This window comes from Janthinobacterium sp. GW823-FHT01H08 (assembly GCF_058797855.1).
Genome location: NZ_CM179504.1, coordinates 4,243,896 through 4,267,658 on the forward strand (window position 1 = coordinate 4,243,896; position 23,763 = coordinate 4,267,658).

General features: G+C 64.9%; 22 protein-coding genes. 9 read left to right on the top strand and 13 right to left on the bottom strand.

The features are described from left to right. The first annotated feature begins 71 nt into the window (after positions 1 to 71). A complete protein-coding gene (locus AC3RCG_RS18990; protein WP_409028320.1) occupies positions 72 to 638 on the top strand; it encodes a carboxymuconolactone decarboxylase family protein in 567 nt (188 codons plus the stop codon). 90 nt (positions 639 to 728) lie between these two features. Beyond that, positions 729 to 1,589 (top strand): tetratricopeptide repeat protein, encoded by an 861-nt coding sequence (locus AC3RCG_RS18995; RefSeq protein WP_492405425.1) that lies wholly within the window; start codon positions 729 to 731, stop codon positions 1,587 to 1,589. Here the strand turns inward: AC3RCG_RS18995 and AC3RCG_RS19000 are convergent. Further along, positions 1,566 to 2,534 carry a GlxA family transcriptional regulator gene (locus tag AC3RCG_RS19000; RefSeq protein ID WP_492405445.1) on the bottom strand — a complete coding sequence of 323 codons (969 nt, stop codon included), beginning with the start codon at positions 2,532 to 2,534 and terminating at the stop codon, positions 1,566 to 1,568. The two genes, AC3RCG_RS18995 and AC3RCG_RS19000, sit on opposite strands and share 24 nt — an antisense overlap. Positions 2,535 to 2,673: 139 nt before the next feature. Here AC3RCG_RS19000 and AC3RCG_RS19005 point away from each other — a divergent pair, with 139 nt between their 5' ends. From AC3RCG_RS19005 to AC3RCG_RS19015, 3 genes are read left to right on the top strand one after another with little or no spacing between them, the layout of a single operon-like run. Continuing rightward, the gene (locus AC3RCG_RS19005) at positions 2,674 to 3,312 is read left to right on the top strand and encodes a cysteine hydrolase family protein (protein ID WP_492405423.1); all 639 of its coding nucleotides are present in this window, start codon (positions 2,674 to 2,676) and stop codon (positions 3,310 to 3,312) included. Positions 3,313 to 3,366: 54 nt separating this feature from the next. Beyond that, positions 3,367 to 3,927, top strand: coding sequence for a YdcF family protein (locus AC3RCG_RS19010; protein ID WP_492405421.1), 561 nt, complete (start codon positions 3,367 to 3,369; stop codon positions 3,925 to 3,927). Positions 3,928 to 3,929: 2 nt separating this feature from the next. Next, positions 3,930 to 4,310: a hypothetical protein gene (locus AC3RCG_RS19015; protein ID WP_492405419.1), complete on the top strand. Its 381-nt coding sequence runs from the start codon at positions 3,930 to 3,932 to the stop codon at positions 4,308 to 4,310. A gap of 4 nt (positions 4,311 to 4,314) precedes the next feature. Here the strand turns inward: AC3RCG_RS19015 and glpK are convergent, their stop codons facing one another. From glpK to glpD, 8 genes are all read right to left on the bottom strand, one after another. Beyond that, a complete protein-coding gene (gene glpK / locus AC3RCG_RS19020; RefSeq protein ID WP_492405417.1) occupies positions 4,315 to 5,808 on the bottom strand; it encodes a glycerol kinase GlpK in 1,494 nt (497 codons plus the stop codon). Between the two features lie 83 nt (positions 5,809 to 5,891). Continuing rightward, positions 5,892 to 7,619 (bottom strand): ABC transporter substrate-binding protein, encoded by a 1,728-nt coding sequence (locus AC3RCG_RS19025; protein ID WP_034779106.1) that lies wholly within the window; start codon positions 7,617 to 7,619, stop codon positions 5,892 to 5,894. A 71-nt stretch (positions 7,620 to 7,690) separates the two neighbouring features. Then, positions 7,691 to 7,966, bottom strand: a complete 276-nt coding sequence (locus AC3RCG_RS19030) for a DUF2160 domain-containing protein (protein ID WP_070222334.1) — start codon at positions 7,964 to 7,966, stop codon at positions 7,691 to 7,693. Between the two features lie 28 nt (positions 7,967 to 7,994). Further along, positions 7,995 to 8,801, bottom strand: a complete 807-nt coding sequence (locus AC3RCG_RS19035; RefSeq protein WP_070313375.1) for a carbohydrate ABC transporter permease — start codon at positions 8,799 to 8,801, stop codon at positions 7,995 to 7,997. Further along, on the bottom strand, positions 8,798 to 9,682 hold the full coding sequence (locus AC3RCG_RS19040; protein ID WP_034754965.1) for a carbohydrate ABC transporter permease: 885 nt from the start codon (positions 9,680 to 9,682) through the stop codon (positions 8,798 to 8,800). Before AC3RCG_RS19040 ends, AC3RCG_RS19035 begins: the two co-directional genes overlap by 4 nt. Continuing rightward, complete coding sequence (locus tag AC3RCG_RS19045) at positions 9,682 to 10,782, bottom strand: ABC transporter ATP-binding protein (RefSeq protein WP_492405414.1); 1,101 nt, start codon at positions 10,780 to 10,782, stop codon at positions 9,682 to 9,684. The genes AC3RCG_RS19040 and AC3RCG_RS19045 overlap by 1 nt, the downstream gene beginning before the upstream one ends. A 1-nt stretch (position 10,783) precedes the next feature. Then, positions 10,784 to 11,878 (bottom strand): ABC transporter ATP-binding protein, encoded by a 1,095-nt coding sequence (locus AC3RCG_RS19050; protein ID WP_492405412.1) that lies wholly within the window; start codon positions 11,876 to 11,878, stop codon positions 10,784 to 10,786. Positions 11,879 to 11,952: 74 nt separating this feature from the next. Beyond that, positions 11,953 to 13,491: a glycerol-3-phosphate dehydrogenase gene (gene glpD, locus AC3RCG_RS19055; protein ID WP_492405410.1), complete on the bottom strand. Its 1,539-nt coding sequence runs from the start codon at positions 13,489 to 13,491 to the stop codon at positions 11,953 to 11,955. 226 nt (positions 13,492 to 13,717) lie between these two features. Here glpD and AC3RCG_RS19060 point away from each other — a divergent pair, with 226 nt between their 5' ends. Next, positions 13,718 to 14,479: a DeoR/GlpR family DNA-binding transcription regulator gene (locus AC3RCG_RS19060; RefSeq protein WP_175445210.1), complete on the top strand. Its 762-nt coding sequence runs from the start codon at positions 13,718 to 13,720 to the stop codon at positions 14,477 to 14,479. A gap of 22 nt (positions 14,480 to 14,501) precedes the next feature. On the opposite strand, the gene AC3RCG_RS19065 is transcribed toward AC3RCG_RS19060, so the two are convergent. After that, positions 14,502 to 15,506, bottom strand: a complete 1,005-nt coding sequence (locus AC3RCG_RS19065; RefSeq protein WP_070290699.1) for a zinc-dependent alcohol dehydrogenase family protein — start codon at positions 15,504 to 15,506, stop codon at positions 14,502 to 14,504. A gap of 122 nt (positions 15,507 to 15,628) precedes the next feature. Here AC3RCG_RS19065 and AC3RCG_RS19070 point away from each other — a divergent pair, with 122 nt between their 5' ends. The 3 genes from AC3RCG_RS19070 (at position 15,629) to AC3RCG_RS19080 (ending at position 18,482) form a co-directional block, all read left to right on the top strand. Further along, complete coding sequence (locus AC3RCG_RS19070) at positions 15,629 to 16,507, top strand: LysR family transcriptional regulator (RefSeq protein WP_070290700.1); 879 nt, start codon at positions 15,629 to 15,631, stop codon at positions 16,505 to 16,507. 471 nt (positions 16,508 to 16,978) lie between these two features. Next, positions 16,979 to 17,479, top strand: coding sequence for a MarR family winged helix-turn-helix transcriptional regulator (locus AC3RCG_RS19075; RefSeq protein ID WP_070290701.1), 501 nt, complete (start codon positions 16,979 to 16,981; stop codon positions 17,477 to 17,479). Between the two features lie 85 nt (positions 17,480 to 17,564). Next, on the top strand, positions 17,565 to 18,482 hold the full coding sequence (locus AC3RCG_RS19080) for a pyridoxal-phosphate dependent enzyme (protein WP_492405407.1): 918 nt from the start codon (positions 17,565 to 17,567) through the stop codon (positions 18,480 to 18,482). A 3-nt stretch (positions 18,483 to 18,485) separates the two neighbouring features. On the opposite strand, the gene AC3RCG_RS19085 is transcribed toward AC3RCG_RS19080, so the two are convergent. Genes AC3RCG_RS19085 through AC3RCG_RS19095 form a run of 3 tightly spaced genes read right to left on the bottom strand, consistent with a single transcriptional unit; the run spans position 18,486 to position 23,749 of the window. Continuing rightward, a complete protein-coding gene (locus AC3RCG_RS19085) occupies positions 18,486 to 20,489 on the bottom strand; it encodes a diguanylate cyclase domain-containing protein (RefSeq protein ID WP_162995735.1) in 2,004 nt (667 codons plus the stop codon). After that, positions 20,486 to 21,055, bottom strand: a complete 570-nt coding sequence (cysC, locus tag AC3RCG_RS19090; protein WP_492405405.1) for an adenylyl-sulfate kinase — start codon at positions 21,053 to 21,055, stop codon at positions 20,486 to 20,488. The genes AC3RCG_RS19085 and cysC overlap by 4 nt, the downstream gene beginning before the upstream one ends. Positions 21,056 to 21,079: 24 nt before the next feature. Next, entirely contained in the window at positions 21,080 to 23,749 is a 2,670-nt protein-coding gene (locus AC3RCG_RS19095) for a molybdopterin-dependent oxidoreductase (RefSeq protein WP_492405403.1), read from the bottom strand. Positions 23,750 to 23,763 lie beyond the last annotated feature (14 nt).

Below are 23,763 nucleotides of genomic sequence, written 5' to 3' on the forward strand. Positions count from 1 at the left end.
GCCACGCTGGCTGGCTATACTGGCTGCTGGCTCCCGCCGCCCACCGCTCACCTACCCAGCAAGGAGTTCCCATGCGCCTGCCCCTGATCGCTCCGCAAGACCTGACGCCCGAACAGCAGCCGCTGTACGACGATATGCGCAAAGGCATCACCAGCAATTTCAACGATTTCATCGCCGTGCGCGAAGACGGCGCCCTGATGGGACCATGGAATCCGTGGCTGCACGAACCGGCCATCGGCAAGGCCATCTGGGACCTGACCCTGGCCATGACGGCCAACGCCACGCTGCCCGATAACGTGCGCCAGATTGCCATCCTGGTGGTCGGCGCGCGCTACAACGCCGCCTATGAAATCTATGCCCACATCGCCGTCGCGGAGCGCGAAGGCATGTCGGACGAGCGCCTGGCCACGCTGGTGGCCGACGTCAAGCCCGTCGACCTGGACCAGCATGAGAGCATCGCCTACGATCTGGCCTACGCGCTCAGCGGCGGCGGCACGCTGCCGGAGCCGCTGTACCGCCTGGCGCTGGCCACCTTTGGCCAGCACGGCACCAACGAGCTGATCTACCTGGTGGGCCTGTACGCGCTGGTCTCGACCACCTTGAACGGCTTCAACGTGCCGGTGCCGGAACGCGACTGAAGGGCCTGCCCCCTCACTTGCCCGCTGCGATGGGAAACGCCGGCGGATGCGCTCTTGCTCTACACTGGCGTTTTATCCTCTGCAACCTCCATGCAACTACCTGCAAACCTCGCCCACATCTCCGTCGAACAAAACTGGCAACACACGACAGCGTATCCACCGCTCGGCTTCACCACGTTCGCCGAAGGCGCGCTGGGCAATGGCGATACGTTCGGCCTGTACTGGCCCATCGGCCGCGAAGCGTACGAACCGATCGTCGTCGAAACGTGGCACGACGAGTGGCGATTGCAGCCGCACTTTTCCAGCGTGGCGGCGTTTCTGTCAGCCTACGCAACGGCAGAAGACGAGTACGTCGCCACACCATCGCTGGCCGACGACCCCGCCTCGCCGCGCGCAGCCTATCTGGAGGCCAAGGAACTGATTGCCCAGCGCAAGCCGGACGCCGCCATCGCGCTGCTGGAAGCGGCGCTCGCCATCGTTCCCGAATATACGGACGCGCTGGTGCTGCTGCATGGACAGTATGTGCGCGCGGGCAGGATCGATGACGCCGTCAAGCTGGCCATCCAGGCCATCATCTCTCCACCGTCGTTTGGCGGCCCGCCATTGAAGGCCTTGCAATGGCTGCGCACGCAGCCGGTGCCGGACGGGGAACCAGACCCCATCTGGCGCGCCTGCGGGCAATTGTCGTTCAACTTCGGCGGCAGCAAGGAAAATGCGGATTACCCCGTGCTGCTGGCCGCCATCGACACCTATGTGGAACAAGGCAAGCATCTTTCCGCCTCGACCCTGATGCAGACGTATGCCGAACTGATGAGCGCGGAAACCGTCTCGTTCCAGGAACGCTACGCCTTCGAACCGGCCTCCTTCATCGCGCGGCAAATCGCCGTCAGCGCGCAGCTGCCCAACGGCAGCCGGGACCCAGCGACGCTATGGCTGCCTGATCTGGCCTGATTGCTGCCGGAACAGCTTGCGATACGCCGACGGCGACGTCTGCAAGCTGGCCCGGAAATGCTGGCGCAGCGACAGGGCCGTGCCGAAGCCGGCTTCTTGCGCCACGATATCGATCGAGGCCGCGCTTTTTTCCAGCAGGCTTTGCGCATGCGCCAGACGCTGGTTCAGCAGCCATTGCTTGAACGAGGTGCCCGTCGCCTGGCGGAAGTGGCGCGTAAAATTGCGCCGGCTCATGGCGGCCCGCTCGGCCAGCGCATCGATGCTGTGCGCCTGGCCCAGGCTGGCCGTCACGCAGGCGAGCACGTCGGCAAAGCGCCCTTCGCTGCCGGACACGGGCAGCGGGCGTTCGATGAACTGGGCCTGCCCGCCCTGGCGGTGCGGCGCCACCAGCAGCCGGCGCGCCACGCGGTTGGCCACCTCGGCGCCCGCCAGCTGGCGCAGCAGATACAGGCAGCAATCGAGGCCGGCCGCCACGCCCGCCGACGTCAGCACGGCGCCATCGTCCACGTACAGCACTTCCCGGTCTACCCTGACCCTGGGATAGCGGGCCGCCAGCCGGTCCGCCATGCCCCAGTGCGTGGCCGCGCTCTTGCCATCCAACAAGCCCGCCTGCGCCAGGGGAAACGCGCCCAGGCACAGGCCCACCATGCGCGCGCCGCGCCCGCTGGCCGCCTGCAGTGCCGCGACCAGTGACGCCGCCGCGTCGCGGCAATCGTCGTGCCAGGCCGGCATGATGACGATATCGGCGCCCTCCAGGCCTTCCAGGCCGAACTCGGGCGTAATGGCGAAGCCGGCCGCCGTGCGCAAGGGCGCGGGGTCGGCGGCACAGACGCGCACGTGGAAAGGCGGCAGATCGGCCTCGTCCGTCTGGGCGCCAAACACGAGACAAGGCACGGACAAGTGGAAAGGCGTCATGCCGTCGAAGGCGATCACGGCCACGCTCAAAGGCGAAGAAGAAGAAATGGCAGGCATGGCCCGATTTTATCGCAGATAGGCCTTCGGGCCACTTTTTGTTTATGCCGTGCGGCTTGAAAATGGCTGTATCGGGGAAGTCCTTCCTCTTTCAAACATTCAGGAGTCAAGCATGTCCACCACTACCGCACCGCGCCGCGCCCTGCTCGTCATCGACGTGCAAAATGAATACTTCACGGGCGACATGCCGATCGAATATCCGTCCGTCGATATTTCCCTGCCCAACATCGTCACCGCCATGGCCGCCGCCCGCGCCGCCGGCGTGCCCGTCATCGTCGTCCAGCACGATGCGCCGGAAGCCTCCCCCAACTTTGCAAAAGGCAGCGACGGCTGGCAGCTGCACCCGCAAGTGGCCGCCTTTGCCGCCGACCACCGCATCAACAAGAGCATGGGCAGCGCGTTTGCGGGCACGGACTTGCGCGCCTGGCTGGAGAGCCACAGCATCGACACCCTGACGGTGATCGGCTACATGACGCACAACTGCGACGCCGCCACCATCTACCAGGCCGCGCACGACGGCTTGCAAGTCGAGTTCCTGCAGGACGCCACCGGCACCCTGCCCTACGCCAATGCGGGCGGCACGGCCAGCGCCGAGGAAATCCACCGCGTCTTCAGCACGGTGTTCCACTCGAATTTCGCCGCCGTCGTCAGCACGCAGGACTGGCTCGATGCCGTGCGCGCAGGCAAGCCGCTGGACAAGGACAATATTTATCTGTCGAACCAGCGCGCACGCAAGGCGCAGGCGAACTGACGCCGGCGGGAATGGACGGGTATCATGCGTCCATTCCCAACTTGATGATGAACGATGCGAAAAATAACTGTGCTGGGCTTAAGTACTGCCGGTGCTTTCCTGCTGGCCACGGCCGCCCTGGTGCTGGCGGGCCTGAACGACAAGCTGGCCCCGGCCGACGTGATCGTCGTGCCCGGCAACACGATCCTGCCCGACGGCACGCCCAGCCCCCGCCTGCAGGCGCGGCTCGACGCGGCGCTGACGCAATTCCAGGCTGGACTGGCGCCGCGCATCCTCGTCAGCGGGGCGACGGGCAAGGAAGGTTTTGACGAGGCCGCGGCTATGGCCCGCTACCTGCTCAAGCGCGGCGTGCCGGCCGGCGCCATCATTGAGGATAATCAAGGCTGGACCACGGACGCCACGGCCCGCAACGCGGCGCTTCTCATGCGCGCACACGGCTGGAAGACAGCCATGGTCGCCACGCAATACTTTCACGTGCCCCGCTTCCGGCTGGCTTTGGAGCGAGCCGGCATCGCCGTCAGCGGCAACGTGCATGCGCCGTATTTCGAGTTGCGCGACCTGTATTCCGTGCCCAGGGAAACCGTGGGCTATCTTGTGTATTACGTGAAATCCTGAACATGAAGATACTTGCCTTTGCCGCCAGTTTTGGCCTGGTGGCCGCATGCGCCGTGACGTCGATGGCCGCCGCCGATGCGGAGCCGATCGGCGCCGCTGCAAGCCTGTACCTGTTTGGCGCGCTGATGCTGGGGGTGTGCATCGCCGCCTATGGCGCGCTGGCGCGGCGTGTGGACGTGGCGCATGGCCACTGGCTGTCGGCCTGCGTGGGCGCGCTGTGCGGCGCGGTGCTGTATGGCAGTTTCGCGCTGGCATTTGCAACGCAATCGATCACGGCAAGCTTTGCCTATGCCGCCAGCGCCCTGTGCGCCGCAAGCGCGGCCCTGTTGCTGCCGAGCCTGCTAAAGCGCGTGGCAAGGCTTATGGCAAGGCCAGACCAGTGAGCAGTCACTCGCTCCAGTCGCGCGAGCGCTCCACCGCGCGCTGCCATTTATGCAAGCGCGTCAGCCGTTCGTCGGCCGCCATCTTCGGCTCGAATCGGCGTCCCACCTGCCATTGGGCGGCGATTTCTTCCTGCGATGCCCAGAAGCCCACGGCCAGACCCGCCAGGTAGGCGGCGCCCAAGGCCGTCGTTTCCGTCACCACGGGGCGCACCACGGGGACATTGAGTATGTCGGCCTGGAACTGCATCAGCATGTCGTTGCGGGCCGCGCCGCCATCCACGCGCAACTCGGATAGCGCAATGCCCGCGTCGTCCTGCATGGCGGACAACACATCAACGTTCTGGTAGGCCACGCCCTCCAATGCGGCGCGCGCGATGTGCGCCTTGCCCGTGCCGCGCGTGATGCCGATCAGGGTGCCCCGTGCATACGGGTCCCAGTACGGCGCGCCGAGACCGGCGAAGGCGGGCACGAAGACCAGGCCGCCCGAATCGGGCACGCTGGTGGCCAAGGCTTCCACTTCGGACGAGTCGCGGATGATGCCGATGCCGTCGCGCATCCATTGCACGGCCGCGCCCGCGATAAAGGCGCTGCCTTCGAGCAAGTAATCAGTCTTGTCGCTGCCGGCGCCCAGGCTCCAGCCCACCGTCGTCAGCAGCCGGTTTTTCGATGGCAAGGGGCACTTGCCCACGTTCATCAGCATGAAGCAGCCGGTGCCGTAGGTATTCTTCGCCATGCCCGGTTTCAAACAGGCCTGGCCGAACGTGGCCGCCTGCTGGTCGCCCGCGATGCCGGCGATGGGCACCGACACGCCCAAGAGCGCCGCGTGCGTATGCGCGGCCACGCCGCTCGAGGGCACGACGTCGGGCAGCAAGGAGGCGGGAATGTCCAGCAGCGCCAGCAAATCTGTGTCCCACTGCAAAGTATGAATGTTGAACAGCATGGTGCGCGCCGCGTTGCTCGTGTCCGTCAAATGGGCGCCGCTCATCTTGTAGATCAGCCAGCTGTCGACGGTGCCGAAAGCCAGCTCGCCCCGTTCGGCGCGCGCGCGGGCGCCCGGCACGTTGTCGAGCAGCCATTTGAGCTTGGTGGCGGAAAAATAGGCGTCCAGCACGAGGCCCGTTTTTTGCTGGATCACGTCCGCCTTGCCCTGCTCCACCAGCAGCTCGCAGAACGCGGCATTGCGGCGGTCTTGCCAGACGATGGCGTTGGCGACGGGTTCGCCCGTGGCGCGGTCCCACAGCACAGTCGTTTCGCGCTGGTTGGTCACGCCGATGGCGGCCACGTCGCTTGCCGCCACGCCGCTGTCGCGCAGCACCTGCTGCAGCACGCCCTCTTGCGAGGCCCAGATGTCGCCCGCGTCATGCTCGACCCAGCCTGGCTGGGGGAAAATCTGGCGAAACTCGCGCTGCGCGCTGGCATGCGGCCGGCCCGCATGGTCGAACAGGATGGCGCGCGAACTGGTGGTGCCCTGGTCTAAAGCAAGTATGTATTTGGTCATGGTCGCTACTACGGCTATACAGTGAAAAAAGGGCACGGACAAGCGCCCGTGCCCCGGGAAAGCGGCGGCAGAAGTTTACACGACTACCTTACCTTGCCCTCTTTCCAAGCTTGCAATAATTTATCGTAAGCAATCGTTTCACCCTTCGGCTTTTCATTCGCCAGCTTTTTCCATGGGGCGTGCTGGTCCGACAGATACTGGTTCGGATCGACCTTGGGATTGAGCTTGGGCGCGCACGCCTTCATGCCAGCCCGCTGCAGGCGCGCCATGACCTGGTCCATTTCCTCGGCCAGGTTATCCATGGCGGCTTGCGGCGTTTTTTCCGCCGTGATGGCCGTGGCCACGTTCTTCCACCACAGCTGCGCCAGCTTTGGATAGTCGGGCACGTTGTTGCCGGTCGGCGTCCACGCCACGCGGGCGGGGCTGCGGTAGAACTCGATCAAGCCGCCGTACTCGTTCGCGTGCTTCGTAAAATAATCGTGGCGGATGTCGGAATCGCGGATGAAGGTGAGGCCGACGATGGATTTCTTCAGCGACACGGTTTTCGACGTGACGAATTGCGCGTACAGCCAGGCGGCGGCCTTGCGGTCATCGGGCGTGGACTTGAACAGGAACCAGGAACCCACGTCTTGATAGCCGTTCTGCATGCCCTCTTTCCAGTACGGGCCGTGCGGCGACGGCGCCATGCGCCATTTCGGCGTGCCGTCCTTGTTGACGACCGGCAAGCCCGGTTTCGTCATGCCGGCCGTAAATGCCGTGTACCAGAAGATTTGCTGGGCGATCTCGCCCTGGGCCGGCACGGGGCCCGATTCCGAGAAATTCATGCCGTTTGCCTGCGGCGGCGCGTATTTCTTCATCCAGTCGATATATTTCGTCAGCGCAAACACGGCCGCCGGCGAATTGGTGGCGCCGCCGCGCGACATCGACGCGCCCACGGGCGTGCACTTGTCGGCCGCCACCTTGATGCCCCACTCGTCGACCGGCATGCCGTTCGGAATGCCCTTGTCGGCCGCCCCAGCCATCGACAGCCACGCATCGGTGAAGCGCCAGCCCAGGGACGGATCTTTCTTGCCGTAATCCATGTGGCCATAGACTTTCTTGCCGTCCAGTTCCTTCACGTCATTGGTGAAGAAATCGGCGATGTCTTCATAGGCGGACCAGTTCTGCGGCACGCCCAGTTCGTAGCCATACTTGGCCTTGAACTTGGCCTGCAAATCCTTGCGCGCGAACCAGTCGGCGCGGAACCAGTACAGGTTGGCGAATTGCTGGTCGGGCAGCTGGTACACCTTGCCGTCCGGCGCCGTGGTAAAGCTGATGCCGATGAAATCTTTCAGGTCCAGGCCCGGATTCGTGAATTCCTTGCCCTTGGCGGCCATGTAGTCGGACAGCGGTTCCACGGCGCCATAGCGGTAATGCGTGCCGATCAGGTCGGAATCGGAAATCCAGCCGTCATAGATGCTCTTGCCCGACTGCATCGACGTTTGCAGCTTTTCCACCACGTCGCCTTCCTGGATGATGTCGTGGCGCACCTTGATGCCCGTGATTTCCTCGAAGGCCTTGGCCAGGGTCTTCGATTCGTAGACGTGGGTGTCGATGGTTTCCGAGACCACGGAAATTTCCTTGATGCCCTTGGCTTTCAGCTTGGCCGCCGCATCGATGAACCATTTCATTTCAGCAAGCTGTTGCTGCTTGCTCAGGCTGGATGGCTGGAATTCCTTGTCGATCCAGGTTTGCGCCTGCTTGGCGTCGGCCAGGGCCGCGTTCGACACGAGCATGGCCGCAGCCGCGAAGACCGTGAACTTCAATTTCATCGTGAATCTCCTTTTATTTTATTGCCGGCCGCCTGCTGACGGTCCGGCCTCCATCAACACCGGCAAGCCGGTCATCCCCAACGCATTACCACTAATAAAATGACAAAACTGATGGCTGCGCCTATCGCCTGCTGCATTTCCGTGAACCCCGCCCAGGCCAGATTCACGTAGGCCGCCGTGAGCAAGCCGATGAACAGGCGGTCGCCGCGCGTCGTCGGCATGGGCAAAAAGCCCTTGCGTTCGATGCTGGGCGAACGGATTTGCCACACCGTCATGCCGGCCAGCATCAAGCCGATGCAGATAAAGAAGATGGCCACTTCCGGCGTCCACGCCATCCAGCCGAACAGGCTGGCTGTGCTATCGGTATTTTCCATGTCACACCCTCCCCATCGCAAAACCCTTGGCAATGTAATGCCGCACGAACCAGATCACCAGCGCGCCGGGCACGATGGTCAGCACACCGGCCGCCGCCAGCACGCCCCAGTCCATGCCGGCCGCCGACACGGTGCGCGTCATGGTGGCGGCGATCGGCTTGGCATTGACGGAGGTCAAGGTGCGCGCCAACAGCAGTTCCACCCAGCTGAACATGAAGCAGAAGAACGCCGTCACGCCCACGCCCGATTTAATCATCGGCAAGAAAATGCGGATGAAGAAGCGGGGAAAGCTGTAGCCGTCGATATACGCCGTCTCGTCGATTTCCTTCGGCACGCCGGACATGAAGCCTTCCAAAATCCACACGGCCAGCGGCACGTTGAACACCATGTGCGCCAGCGCCACGGCCAGGTGCGTATCCATCAGGCCCACCGTCGAATACAGCTGGAAGAACGGTACGAGGAAGACGGCGGGCGGCGTCATGCGGTTGGTCAAGAGCCAGAAGAATAAATGCTTGTCGCCGACAAAGTTATAGCGGGAAAAAGCGTAGGCTGCCGGCAAAGCGACGGTGACGGACATGACCATATTCAAGGCCACGTAAATCATGGAATTGATGTAGCCGCTGTACCAGGAACGGTCGGTAAAAATCGTGTGGTAGTTGGCAAACGTCCATTGCTGCGGCCACAGGCTCAGCACGCCCACGATTTCCTCGTTGGTCTTGAGCGACATATTGAGCATCCAGTAGATGGGCAACAGCGAGCCCAGCAAAAAGACGATCAGGATGGCGCTGCTCATTTTCTTGTGCATCATTTCTGGTCTCCCGTGCCGACTCTCTGCATCCAGGTGTACAACACAAAGCAGAACAGCAGGATGATGAGGAAATAGATCAGTGAGAAGGCCGAGGCCGGCCCCAGGTCGAACTGGCCCACGGCCTTTTGCGTCAGGTATTGCGACAGGAACGTGGTGGCATTGCCCGGTCCGCCGCCCGTCAGCACGAACGGTTCCGTGTAGATCATGAAACTGTCCATGAAGCGCAGCAAGACGGCGATCATCAGCACATTGCGCAGTTTCGGCAGCTGGATGTAGCGGAACACGGCCAGGCGCGAGGCGCCGTCGATGCGTGCCGCCTGGTAATACGCGTCAGGAATGGCGCGCAAGCCCGCATAGCACAGCAGCACAACGAGCGGCGTCCAGTGCCAGATATCCATCACCATTACCGTCAGCCAGGCGTCGAGCGAATTGCCGTTGTAATTGTAGTCAAATCCCAGCTGATTCAGGGTATAGCCCATCAGGCCGATGTCGCCGCGGCCGAAGATTTGCCAGATGGTACCCACCACGTTCCAGGGAATGAGCAAGGGCAGCGCGATCAGCACCAGCGCCAGCGACGCCTTCCAGCCATCGGCCGGCATGCACAGGGCGATCAGGATGCCGAGCGGAATCTGGATGGCCAGCACGGAGCCGGAAAACAGCAGCTGGCGCAGCAAGGCGCTGTGCAAGTCGCCGTCGAGCATGACCATGCGGAACCACTCGGTGCCCACGAAGACCTTTTGCGTGGGACTCAGAATATCCTGCACGGAATAATTGACCACCGTCATCAGGGGCAGGATGGCGGAAAAGGCCACGCACAGCAGCACGGGCAAGATCAGCAGCCAGGCGCGGCGGTTGTTATCGGTTTTACCGTTATGTATCATCAGGCCACCCGCTTATCGTTGACATAGAAAAGGGTGCGTTGCGGCGGAAAATGCAGCCGCACAGCATCACCGGCGACGGCATCGATGGCGCGCAGCTTGGCCGCCACCGTCACGCCGCCCAGCTGGAATTCCGCCAGGTAATGCGTACCCATATTGCGCACGGCAGTCACCGTGGCGTCCAGGCAATGATCGCTACCCGCACCGCTCTCGCCCGCCTTCAGGCATGCGACGAATTCCGGCCGCACGCCCAGCGTGATTTTCCCTTGCGCGCCAGCCAGGGCCGCGCGGGCGGAAGCGGACACGGCCAGCGCCTGCCCCGCCACGCGCACGCCGCCATCGTCCAGGGTGCAATCGAGCAAATTCATGCCCGGGTTGCCGATGAAATAGCCGACGAACGTATGCTCGGGTTCCTCGAACAGCGCCTGCGCGCTGCCCGTCTGCACCACTTCGCCCTGCGTCATGACGACCACCTGGTCGGCAAAGGTCAAGGCTTCCACCTGGTCGTGCGTGACGTAGATCAGGGACAATTTCAGTTCGTGGTGGATCTCCTTCAACTTTCTGCGCAACAGCCATTTCAAATGCGGATCGATCACCGTCAGCGGTTCGTCGAACAGCACGGCCGCCACGTCGGGACGCACAAGCCCCCGTCCCAGCGAAATCTTTTGCTTGGCGTCCACGGACAAGCCGCTGGCGCGCAGTTTCAGGTCGTCCGTCAGCTCCAGCATCTGCGCCACCTGCTGCACGCGCTTTTTCACCTCGCTCTCTTTCCAGCCGCGATTACGCAGCGGAAACGCCAGGTTGTCGTGCACGGTCATGGTGTCGTAGATGACGGGAAACTGGAACACTTGCGCGATATTGCGTGCTTCCGTGGGCAGCTGCGTGACGTCCTTGCCGTCGAACAGCACCTTGCCATGCGACGGTTTCACGAGACCGGAGATAATATTGAGCAAGGTCGTCTTGCCGCAGCCGGACGGCCCCAGCAAGGCATAGGCGCCGCCGTCATGCCACTCCATGCTCATGGGCCGCAGCGCATAGTCGGCGGGTGCCGTCGGGTTCGGTTTGTAGGCGTGAGCCAGGTCCACCAGTTCGATGCGCGCCATGTCACACCCCTCCTTGTACAGGAGCGAACAATAGCCCGCCATCGTCGGCGAAGATCAGCAAGGCGTGCGGCTGGCAATACACGGTGCAGGCGCTGCCGATCTCCAGGTTGTGCACGCCGCCGAGCTGGGCCACCAGGGCCAGGTCGCCGCGGCGCGCATGCACATAGGTTTCCGAGCCGCTGATTTCCGCCAAGTCCACCGTAGCTGCGATGGCCACATCGCCTTCGGACTGGGGAGACAGATGCAGGCTGTGCGCGCGCACGCCGAGGATCACGTCGCGCCGCTCGCCGAGGCGGGCGCGCTGTGCGCCGCTCAGGTGGATGGCCAGGCCGTCGGCCGCCTGCGCCACGCCATCGGCGCTCACGCGGGCGGAAATCAGGTTGATCGGCGGGTCGCTGAAGGTACGCGCCACATCGATGGAATTGGGGGCGTTGAAGACGTCCAGGGTCGGTCCCTGCTGCAGCAGCCGTCCCTCGTGCAGCACGGCCACGTGGCCGCCCAGTTGCAGCGCTTCCAGCGGTTCCGTGGTGGCATACACGACCGTCGTGCTGCCGCTGGAAAACAGTTCCGTCAATTCGCGGCGCAATTCCTCGCGCAGTTTGTAGTCGAGGTTGACCAGGGGCTCGTCGAGCAGCAGCAACGATGCGTCCTTGATCAGCGCGCGCCCCAGCGCCGTGCGTTGCTGCTGCCCGCCCGACAATTCTCCGGGCGTGCGCTGCAGGTAGGGCGTGATGTGCAGGCGCTCGGCCAGCGCCAGCACTTTCGCGCGGATCTGCTCTTCGGGCACCTTGCGCAAACGCAAGGGCGAAGCGATATTGTCGTAGACGGTGAAGGCCGGATAGTTGATGAATTGCTGGTACACCATGGCCAGGTTACGTTTGCTGACGGGCACGCCCGTCACGTCGACGCCGTCGGCCGTGACGGTGCCCCCGCTGGGCTTGTCCAGCCCCGCCATCACGCGCATCAGGGTCGTCTTGCCGGCACGCGTGGTGCCCAGCAAGACGTTGATGGCGCCCGGCACCAATGCCAGCGACATCGGATATAAAAAATCGTCAGCCCCCTGCTTCCTGCTGATCTTGTCCAGTACCAGTTGCACGCGCTTCTCCTCCAGTGATGGTTTCTTATTCTTCGCCGCGCCCTCTGCGGGGTGCGGTCGCCAACGTGTGCTGCCTACGACGACAACGGGTGCTGCAACAGCCAGGCGTCGAGCGTGTCCGCCGTTTCGCGCGGCAGGTGCAGGCCCAGCTTGGAGCGCCGCCACAGCATGTCGGCCGCGCTGACGGCCCATTCGTGGCGCCGCAAATAGTCCACTTCCGCCGCGTACAGGCCGGCGGCGACTTCCTCGCCCATGGCCGCCACATCCGTCCGCCCGGCGAGCAGCACGTGGATGCGCGTGCCGTAGGCGCGTGCATAGCGCGCCACCAGCGCCGCCGGAAGCCACGCATAGTCGCGCTGCAAGCCTTGCACGAACTGGCCGAACTCGCGCACGGACCGGTTCTGCGGCGTACTGCCGAACACATCGCCGCCGGGCAGGCAGGCGTTGGCCGTCCAGGCCGGCCGCGCACTGCCCGGCACCGGCGCCAACAACGGCGCGAGCACATCGAGCGCTTCCTCGGCCAGCTTGCGGAACGTGGTGATCTTGCCGCCGAAAATACTGAGCAGCGGCGCGCCTTCCCGGTCCAGCTCGAAGCGGTAATCGCGCGTGACGGCCTTGGCATCGGCCGCCGCGTCTTCCACCAGCGGGCGCACGCCGGCATACGTCCACACCACGTCGGCCGGCACAATGGGCTTGCTGAAATAGTAACTGGAAAGCTCGCACAAGTAACGAATTTCCTCGTCGTCGATTTCCACCTTGCCGCTGTCGCCGTGGTAGTCGAGATCGGTGGTGCCGATCAGGGTGAAATCGTGCTCATACGGAATGGCAAACACGATGCGCCCGTCCGGATGCTGGAAGATGTAGGCGTGATCGTGCTCGAACAGGCGCTTGACGACGATGTGGCTGCCCTTGATCAGGCGCAAATGCCGGCCCTGTCCGCCGGGCGCCGCCTGCTGCAGGAATTCGGCCGTCCACGGCCCGGCCGCATTGACGACGCTGCGCGCACGCACGGACAGCTGACGCCCGTCGCCTTGCAGCAGGGTCGCCAGCCAGCAAGCGTCCGCACCCGCGCCGTCGCGCCGCAAGGCCGTGCAGCGCGTCTGCGTGAGGATGGTCGCGCCCTTGTCCGCCGCGTCGATGGCGTTCAGGACCACCAGGCGCGCATCGTCGACCCAGCCGTCGGAATACACGAAGCCCCGCTTGAATTCGGGTTTTAACGGTTTGCCGGCCGCGTGGCGCGTCAGGTCGATGCCCTGCGAGCCAGGCAGGATTTCCCGCTTGGCCAGCATGTCGTACAGAAACAGGCCGGCGCGTATCAGCCAGGCGGGGCGCTGGCCCTGGGCGTGCGGCATGACGAAGCGCAAGGGCCACATGATGTGCGGCGCCGAGCGCAGCAGCACTTCGCGCTCGATCAGCGCCTTGCGCACGAGGCCGAATTCATAGTATTCGAGGTAGCGCAGGCCGCCGTGTATCAGCTTGGTGGAGGCCGACGAGGTGTGGGCAGCGAGGTCATCCTTTTCGCACAGCACCACGGACAAGCCCCGTCCGGCCGCGTCGCGCGCGATGCCGGCGCCATTGATGCCGCCGCCCACCACCAGCACGTCGCATGCCATCGTTGTCTCCACACCTTGCTGTGCTGCCGCCATCGGGACTCCGTGTCTGTCAGGGAAAGGCCGGCGAGGAAAGACTAGGCATCGCCGGCGACTGTCGTTAAGATCAATACAGCTGTAATTCGAATGCAATATGGATAAGATACGCCAGATTGCGAATCGATAGCAACATATTTTTATCACTATTTGTTCGTTTTTGTTCGTTTGTGTTTTTTAAAGAGACAAGCCCATGATTTTGAATCCCCGCCAGCGCCGCTTGCTCGAAGTGGTGCGCCAGAAGGTCACCATGTCCGTCGAGGAGCTGGCGCAGCAGCTGGACGTGACGCCGCAGACCGTGCGCCGCGACGTCAAGCAGATGGAAGAAGCGCGCCTGCTGGCCCGCTACCACGGCGGAGTCGGCTTGCCCTCGTCCGTGGAAAACATCGATTACAGCCAGCGGCAAGTGTTCAACAGCGACGCCAAGCGGCGCATCGCCGCCGCCGTCGCCGCGCAGGTGCCGCACGGCTGTTCGCTCTTGATCAATATCGGCACGACGACCGAGGAAGTGGCGCGCGCGCTGAGCCGCCATACGGGCTTGCACGTGGTGACGAACAACCTCAACGTGGCAGCCATCCTGGCCGACAACGCCGCCTGCGAAGTCATCGTGGCCGGCGGCGTGGTGCGCGGGCGCGACCGCGGCATCGTCGGCGAAGCCACCATCGACTTCATCCGCCAGTTCAAGGTCGACATCGGCATCATCGGCATTTCCAGCATCGACGAAGACGGCAGCCTGCGCGACTTCGACGCGCGCGAAGTGAAGGTGGCGCAAGCGATCATCGAGCAGTCGCGCGAAGTGTGGCTGGTGGCCGACCAGCATAAATTCGGCCGCAAGGCGCTGGTGCGGCTGGCCGACCTGGCGCAAGTCGACATCCTGTTTACGGACGCGCCGCCGCCGCCCCGCTTTGCCGAGGTGCTGCGCGACGCGAACGTGAAAGTGCACGTCGCCGCCTGACGGCGACAGTGTTGCGGCCGGCTCAGTGCGCGATGGCAAGCTTGCCGAAATGGCGGCCGCCGGCAGCCAGCTGCGCATACGCTTCGGCCGTGTCGCCGAGGCCGAACACGCGGTCGATGACGGGCACGATGCCATGCGCGGCGATGGCCTGGGCCGCCTGCGCCAGGTCCGCCACGGAACCGGTGTTGTTGCCGACGATGCGCAAGGCCTTGACGATGACGGGAAGCAAGTCGATGCTGGCGGCCGTGCCGCCGACAAAACCCACCGTGAAGACCGTGCCGCCCACCGCTGCCGCGTTGAGCGAGCGCACGATGGTGGCGCCGCCCACCGTCTCGACCACCAGGTCGGCACCCCGCCCGCCCGTCAGTTTCAGCACTTCCGCATCCCAGGCCGGCGTGGCCCGGTAGTTGATCAGGTAGTCGGCGCCCAGCTGGCGCGCCCGTTCCAGCTTGTCATCGCTGGACGACGCGAGGATCACCGTGGCGCCCGACGCCTTGGCGAACTGCAAGGCAAACAGGCTGACGCCGCCCGTTCCCAACAGTAACACCACCGATCCGGGGCGCACTTGCGCCGAACGCACGGCATTCCACGCCGTCGTGGCCGCAATCGGCAGGGCCGCACCCTGGATAAAATCGAGGTGGGCCGGCAAGGCGACCAGGCTGGCGGCGGGGACGGCCACGTATTCGGCCAGCGAACCCGGCAAGGTGACGCCGCGCATCGCGCCCACGTTGTGCGGCGCGATGGCACCGCCCTGCCAGCGCGGCATGAAGTGCGGGATGACGCGGTCGCCGACGGCCAGCCCGCTGACGCCCTCGCCCAGCGCCGCCACTTCGCCCGCGCCGTCGGCGACGGGAATCAGCGGAAAGGCCGCGCCGGCAAAGTTGCCGGTCGCAATGGCCACGTCGAGAAAGTTCAGCGTGGCGGCGCGCAGGCGCAGCAGCACCTCGCCCCGCCCGGCCTGCGGCTCGGGCAGCTCGGTCTGGTGAAACGCGGTGAGGGAAGGAGCGGTCAGTTGGATGGCTTGCATGGTCTGTTCTCGGGCAATGGGTCAGGGTGGCCGCGCGCTGGCGGGACAAACAGCAGTGTCATTTAAAATCATTAATAGATAAACTATGGTTTGATTCAATGATTTGACAGCAGGGATTGCCAATGGATTTGCTAGACAGCATGAAGGTGTATGTACTGGCCGTGGAAAAAGGCAGCTTGAGCGCCGCCGCGGCCGCCTGCGGGATCTCCGCGACGATGGCCGGCAACCACCTGCGGACGCTGGAAAAGCGCCTGGGCATGCAGTTGCTCCAGCGCACCACCCGGCGCCAGCACCTGACGGCCTTCGGCGAGGATTACTATGCGCGCTGCAAGGAAATCCTCAGGCTGGTGGCCGAAACCGATGTCCAGGCGCAAAACCTGCAACTGGCGCCCGCCGGCAAGCTGCGCATCACGGCGCCCCTCACCTTCGGCGCGGAAGCGCTGATGCCCGCCATGGCCGCATACCTGGAGCGCTATCCCGACGTGAGCATCGATGTGTCGCTGAGCGACCGCGTGGCCGACCTGGTAGAGGAAGGTTTCGAGGCCGCCATCCGCATCGGACAGTTGCCCGATTCCTTGCTGATCGCCAGACCGCTGGCGCCCTACCGGCTGATGATCTGCGCCGCTCCCGACTATCTGGCGCGCAGGGGAACGCCGCGCCACCCGGCCGAGCTGAGCCGGCACGAATGCCTGTCCTTCTCGCCCGCCGCCCTGGCGCATTGGCGCCTGACAGGCGAGGACGGCGTCTGCAGCGTGCCCGTCTCGGGCCGCCTGCAAGTCAACCACGGCCAGGCGCTACGCGTTGCCGCACTGCATGGCATGGGCATCGTGCTGCAACCGGCCTTCCTGCTGGAAACGGACGTGCGGGCGGGCCGCCTGGTCCAGCTGTTTCCCGCGCATGCGCTGCCCAGCCGCCCCTTGAACGTAGTCTACCTGCCGGACCGCTATCGCTCGCCCAAGCTGCGCAGCTTCGTCGATTTTCTCGTGGAACGGTTCAGCTAAGAGCCTATCCCAGTAGGGAGCGTCTTTTGCAAGCAGCACATCAGGAGCGCGGACAAGGCGCGAGGAGGACGCGTGGCGAACCACGCGACGACTCCCCGCTTCTGAGGGGCGCTTGCAAGAGATGTATTCATCTACTGGGATAGGCTCTAAGTAGCGCCGGCAACACACCTGTGCCATGCGACAGTGATCGCGCTTGAAATATTTATCAATTCGGCAAAATTCATGTTACCATTGATACAACATGAGTTATTTTTTTAATCTTTCTCTCTAGCAATACGATTATTTGCTTGATATTGCTTTTTATATATTTAGAGCAAGAGAAAAAGGAAAAACTTTTTGCCGCTGAATGATTTCCTGTGAAAACAGTGTTAGAAATACCTCAAGCACGACGATTGTTCCCAAACAAACCACTCGACAGCAAGCGTGAAGGCCTTAACCATGCCGGCAACGCCGCCCAGTGAAGGAAGAGAAATGAGCCATAATTTTGAATCGGCCGCCACGCAAGCCGCCCGTCCTAACAGCGTTCCCGTCAGCGAACTGGAAGCCCATCTCGGTTACTGGCTGCGTTTCGTTTCCAACCATGTGTCCCACAGCTTCCAGAAGAAAGCCGAAGCCAATGGCGTGACGGTGTCCGAATGGGTGGTGCTGCGCGAAATGTTCCGCCTGGGCTGCACCTCGCCCACGGTGCTGGCGCAGGTGTCCGGCATGAGCAAGGGCGCCGTGTCGAAACTGATCGACCGCCTGGAAAGCAAGGGCATGGTCAGCAAATCCATCCTGCTGGCCGACCGCCGCCAGCACTCGATCGAACTGACCACGGAAGGCGAGGCGCTGGTACCGGTGCTGGCCGAAATGGCCGACCAGAACGACGAGGAATTCTTCGGCAAGCTGCCGCGCCAGCTGCGCGACGATCTGCTCGAAGCGATGAAGGAAGTGGCGCGCACGCACCACCTCAAAAGCGTCCCGCTGAACTGACAGCCAGCGCACTGCCGGCAAGGATGACACGGTGGCGCGGGCGCTTCGGCTATGATGCTGGCCTGACTGTTTACCAGGAACACGCATGGCCCTGCACATCGAAACTCCCTTGCTCAACTCGCGCACCCTGAGCCTGCTCAGCGAACGCGCCATCTGGCTCAAGCTCGAAGCCTTGCAGCCGCCCGGCTCCTTCAAGATCCGCGGCATCGGCCTCGCCTGCGAAGAATACGCGCGGCGCGGCGCCAGCCGCTTCATTTCCTCTTCCGGCGGCAATGCCGGCATCGCCGTCGCCTATGCGGGACGCCAGCTCGGTATTCCCGTCATCGTCGTCGTGCCGGAAACGACGAGCGAACGGGCCAAGGCCCTGATCGCCCAGGAAGGCGCCGAAGTCATCGTGCACGGCGCCGCCTGGCAGGAAGCGAACGCGCTGGCCCAATCGATGCTCACGCCGCAAGACGCTTTTTTGCACCCGTTCGACGACCCGCTGCTGTGGCAGGGCCATGCCGGCATGATCGATGAAGTAGCGCGCGCGGGCCTGAAACCGGACGCGGTGGTGCTGTCGGTGGGCGGCGGCGGCCTGCTGGCCGGCGTGGCCGAAGGCTTGCAGCGCAACGGCTGGGATGACGTGGCCATCGTGGCCGTCGAAACGCAAGGCGCCGCTTCGCTGGCGGCGGCCGTGTCCGCGCGCGAACACGTGGCCCTGCCGGCCGTGAGCAGCATCGCCACGTCGCTGGCCGCGCGCCAGGTGTGCGCGCAGGCATACGCCATCAGCCAGACCCGTCTGCTGCACAGCGTGGTGGTGTCGGACCGCGCCGCCGTCGACGCCTGCCAGCGCTTTGTCGCCGACCAGCGCCTGGTGGTGGAACCGGCCTGCGGCGCGGCGCTGGCGGCCGTCTACGGCAAGGCGCCGGAACTGGCGCCCTACCGCAATGTGCTCGTCATCGTGTGCGGCGGCGTGACGGCCACCACGCAGCAGCTCGATCACTGGAGCGCCACCCTGTAGTGGCTACGGCGCCGCCTCGCGCAGCGCCACGCCGTCGCGGCCCTGCCCCTTGGCGGCGTACAGGGCCTGGTCGGCCAGATCCAGCAACTGCGCCGGCGTCAGCGCGCCTTCGCGGAAAATGGCCATGCCGACGCTGGTCGTCACCGGCAGCGGACCGCCGGCCAGCGCAAACGGCTGACGGATGGCCTCGACGATCTTGGCGCCGACCTGGCGCACTTCGGCCGCGCCGTTCACCCCTTCGAGAATGATCACGAATTCATCGCCGGCCAGGCGCGCCACCAGGTCGCTGGCGCGCACGCTGCGCACCAGGCGCGCGGCGAACTCCTTGAGCACCTCGTCGCCCGCCTTGTGTCCCAGGCTGTCGTTGATGGCCTTGAAACGGTCGATATCGAGATAGGCCAGCGCCATCGGCGCGCGCGCGGCCCGCGTGCGCTGCATGCTCAATTCCAGCTGTTCGTCGAAACGGCGCCGGTTGGCGATGCCCGTCAGGATATCCGTGGCGGCGGCGAACTGCAGCGCCGTATGCACGGCCCTGGTCTTGGTGATTTCGTGGATCAGGCCATACACGCCTTCCACCGCGCCGCTCTCGCCCACGTCGGGCACGTAGCTGGTCTGGAAGGCGCGCTGGCCGGCGTCTCCGTCGCCGCCGATGGTGAACTCATATTCAACCTCCTCGCCCGAGAAGGCGCGCCGCAGGTATTGTTCGCGCAACTGGTAGGCTTCCTCGCCCAGCACCTCGCGGATCGATTGCATCATGCTTTCCTGCTGCGATCTGCCGAACCATTTTTCAAACGTCGCGTTGATGAACTGGTAGCGGTGCTCGCGGTCGATGTAGACGATCACCACGGGTACGTGGTCCGTCAGCAGTTTCAAACGCCGCTCGCTGTCGCGCGTCTGCGCCACGGCGATTTCGCGCTCGGCCATCAGCGAGTAGAAATCGCGGCTCAAGTCGCCGATCTCGTCGCGCCGCTCGATTTGCAGCGCCTCGATGCCCAGGCGCTGGCGGCGGATTTCATGTACATGGTGGCGCAGCCGCGCCAAAGGCAGCAGCAGGCGCAGCACCACGCGCCAGCCGGCCAGCCCCGCCAGCGCCGCCAGCAGCACGGCGGCCAGCAATATCTTGCTGCGGATGGCGTGCAGCGGCGCGAACGCGTCGCGCATGGGATACACGGATGCCAGTATCCAGCCCGTCGACGCGATGCGGTGGTAGGCAAACAGGGCATCGACGCCTTGCGTGGTGGTGCCCGTCAGCCAGCCCTCGAAACCCTGCAAGGCGCGCCGCGCGGACATGCTGATGGGACCATGCGCCTCGATATGCTGCATGATGCGCGACTTGTCGGGATGCTCGACGATGATGCCTTCGCCGGTCATGATGTACAGGTAGCCGCCCGTGCCCGGCTTGAGGGCGCCCAGGCGGCCCAGGAAATCGGGCTGGCGCAGGTTGACGCTGGCCGCCAGCACATAACGCACGGCGCCCTGCGCGTCGAACACGGGTTGCGTGACCACGACGATGGGCATGCCGGAAATGCTGCCGTTGAGGGGTGCGGAAATCACCGAGCGCCGGGTCGCCAGCGTCTGTTCAAAGTAAGGACGGCCCTTCACATTCAGCCCCGCCTGCGGCTTGAAGGGACTCACGCTGGCCAGCACGGCCCCGTCGATACCGACCACACCCGCCGAATAAAATTCCTTGCGCAGCACCGTTTGCGCAGCCAGGTAACGCTGCAGGCTGGCGCCGTCGTGCGCGCCGCCGGCCGGCAGGCTGTCGGCAATGGCGCGCAGCACGTTGCGCTTCGCGTCGAGTTCCTCATCGATGAAGACGGCGGCGCTGGACAGCGATACGTACTGCTGGCGCCCCGTCACATCGCGCATGCCGCGCTCGGCCACGGACAGGGTGGCCAGCGCCAGCGAGGCCACGGCAGCGAGCACGAGCAGAAAGACGACCACGCTCATGCGCGCCTTCAGGCTGGCCGGCAGGCGCCGGCGCAATCGTTTGCGCCAGGTCGTCACGGCCGCTGCCGCAGGTAGCGGCAAATGCGCTCGACCGACTCGTCCAGCGCCAGGGTGCCCGTGTCCAGGGTCAGCGCGGCGGCCAGCGGCGCTTCATAGGGTGCGGAAACGCCCGTAAATTGCGCCAGCTGCCCTGCCCGCGCCTTTTCATACAGGCCCTTCGGGTCGCGCGCCTCGCACACGGCCAGCGGCGTGCTGACGTGGACTTCAATGAAATGCGCCGCGCCGATGATGTCGGCGGCCATGGCCCGGTCGGCGCGGTAGGGAGAAATGAAGGCGGCGATGACGGTCAAGCCCGCCCCGTTCATCAGGCGCGCCACTTCGGCCGTGCGGCGGATGTTTTCATGCCGGTCTTGGGGCGTAAAACCCAGGTCCCGGTTCAAGCCATGGCGCAGCTGGTCGCCATCGAGTACTGCCACGGCGCACCCCTGCGCCTTGAGCTGGCGCGCCAGCGCGTCGGCGATGCTGGACTTGCCGGCGCCGCTCAAGCCCGTCAGCCAGACCGTGTCGTATTGTCCTGCCGTCATCACATTGCCTCTCCCCTTGTAGAGCTGGCAATATAGCAAAGCCGCGCGGGAAAGGACAGATGATCAGGCCGCGCTGCGCGCTTCAAGCAGCAACTGTCGTATCTCCGGCACGCAGGAGCCGCAATTGCCGCCCGCCTTGACGCAGGCCGTCACCTGCGCCGTCGTCTCCAGTTTTTGCCCGGCGATGGCCGCGCAAATGGTGTTGCGCCCCACGCCAAAGCACGAGCACACGATGGGACCGGCATCCACGCCCTTGCCGATGGGCTGGCCCAGCAGCACGCCGGCGCGATCAAGCGCATCCATTTGCGCATGCGCAAACAGGCCGGCCAGCCAGCTGCGCGACGGCAGGTCGGGACGGGGGGAGACATACACGCATTGCGCGATGCGTCCCTCGTCCAGGTGCACGGCGCGGTACACGCCGGCGCTGGCATCCGCGTAATCGAGCCAGTCGGCGTTGTCGTCCGTGACGCCGAGCAGCGCGCGCGCCCAGGCGCCGAGATCATCGATGCGCTGGCGGCCCGCCAGTTCGTAGCGCAGGAACTGCTCGCCCTGGATGCGCGTCCAGTGCGCCACGCCGTCCAGGGCCAAGGGCGTGCGGCTCAGGACAAACGCATGCCAGTGCACGCGGAACTGCTCGATGCGCACCGGCGTGTGCTTGAATTCCGGCTCGCCCGAGACGGGGTCGACGACCGGATTGACGACGGCGCCCACGCGCGCGTCGGACGCATTCGCGTCGCTCCAGTGGATGGGCACGAAGACCTGGCCGCGCGCGATGCCGCCGCCATGCACGACGCGCGCCACCATCGCGCCCCAGGCGCTGGTGATGCGCGCCAGTTCGCCTTCGCGCACGCCGTACAGCAGCGCATCCTGCGGGTGGATATCGATGAACGCTTCGGCGACATGGCCCGACAGTTTGGCCGCCTTGCCCGTGCGCGTCATCGTATGCCACTGGTCGCGCACCCGGCCCGTGTTCAGGATCAGCGGATAGTCCTCGCCGGGCATGTTGTGCGGCGCGCGCGGCGCCGTCGGCACGAAGCGCGCGCGCCCGTCCGCATGGGCGAAGCGGCCGTCGCCGAACAGGCGCGCCCGGCCCTGCGGCCACTGCTGTGGCGCCAGGGCGTCGTACTGCGCCGCATCCAGCTTGTCCAGGCCCGCCAGATTGAACAGCCGCGCCGTTTCCGCCCCGTTGCGGAAGGTCGACAGCCGTGCGTGTTCGGCAAAAATGGCTTGCGGCGCCGCGAAATCGAAGCCGTCATAACCCATGCGGCGCGCCACGTCGCACAGCACGTCCCAGTCGGCACGCGCCTCGCCCGGCGCCGGCAAGAACGCGCGCTGGCGCGAGATGCGGCGCTCGGAGTTCGTCACCGTGCCGTCCTTCTCGCCCCAGCCCAGGGCCGGCAGCAGCACGTCGGCATGGGCATTCGTGTCCGACTGCGCGCTGATGTCCGACACCACCACCAGCTCGCACTTGGCCAGCGCGCGGCGCACCTGGTCGGCGTCCGGCATGCTGACCAGGGGATTGGTGGCGATGATCCACACGGCTTTGACCTTGCCCGCCTCGATCGCGTGGAACAGGTCCACCGCCTTCAAGCCCGGTTTGGCGGCGATGCGCGGAGAGTCCCAGAAGGTTTGCACGGTGTCGCGGTGCAGCGGATTGTCCAGTTCAAGGTGCGCCGCCAGCATGTTGGCCAGCCCGCCCACTTCGCGCCCGCCCATCGCGTTCGGCTGGCCCGTGAGCGAAAACGGTCCCATGCCGGGCTGGCCGATGCGCCCCGTCGCCAGGTGGCAGTTGATGATGCTGTTGACCTTGTCCGTACCGGAGGACGACTGGTTCACGCCCTGCGAAAAGGCCGTGACGACCTTGCGCGTGGCGGCAAACGCCTGGTAAAACGCCAGCAGGGCTTGCGGGTCGACCTTGCAGATGCGCGCCACCTGCAGCGGGTCGCCGCAGTCCGCGTGGGCGGCCGCCAGCGCCTCGTCGAGGCCGCGGCTGTGCCGCGTGACGAACTCGCCGGCGATCACGCCCTCCTTCGCCAGATAGCACAGCAAGCCGTTGAACAGCCACACGTCGGTGCCCGGTTTCACGGGCAAATGCAGGTCGGCCAGCTCGCAGGTGGCCGTGCGGCGCGGGTCGATCACCACCAGCTTCATCTCCGGCCGGGTTTCGCGGATGCGGGCGATGCGCTGGAACAAAATCGGGTGGCACCAGGCCGTGTTCGAGCCCACCAGCACGACCATGTCGGCCAGCTCCAGGTCTTCATAGCAGCCGGGCACGATGTCTTCGCCGAACGCGCGCTTGTGGCCGGCGACGGCCGAGGACATGCACAGGCGCGAATTGGTGTCGATATTCGCGCTGCCCACATAGCCCTTCATGAATTTGTTGGCGATGTAATAGTCTTCCGTCAGCAGCTGGCCCGAGACATACAGGGCGACGGCGTCGGGGCCGTGCTCGTCGATGATGGCGCGCAGGCCGCCGGCCACCTGGCCCAGCGCGGCATCCCAGGAAGCGCGCCGCAGCACGCCGTCGGCGCGCACCTGCGGGTAGAGCAGGCGCTGTTCGAGGTCCAGGGTGTCGCCCAGGGCCGAACCTTTCACGCACAGGCGGCCCAGGTTGGCCGGGTGCGTTGTATCGCCGGCGATGCGGATGGCGCCGTCGGGCAGGCGTGTCGCTTCTACGCCGCAGCCGACGCCGCAGTACGGGCAAGTGGTTTTCACGGGCGTGCAGCTGGTCATGGGCGTATCCTGTT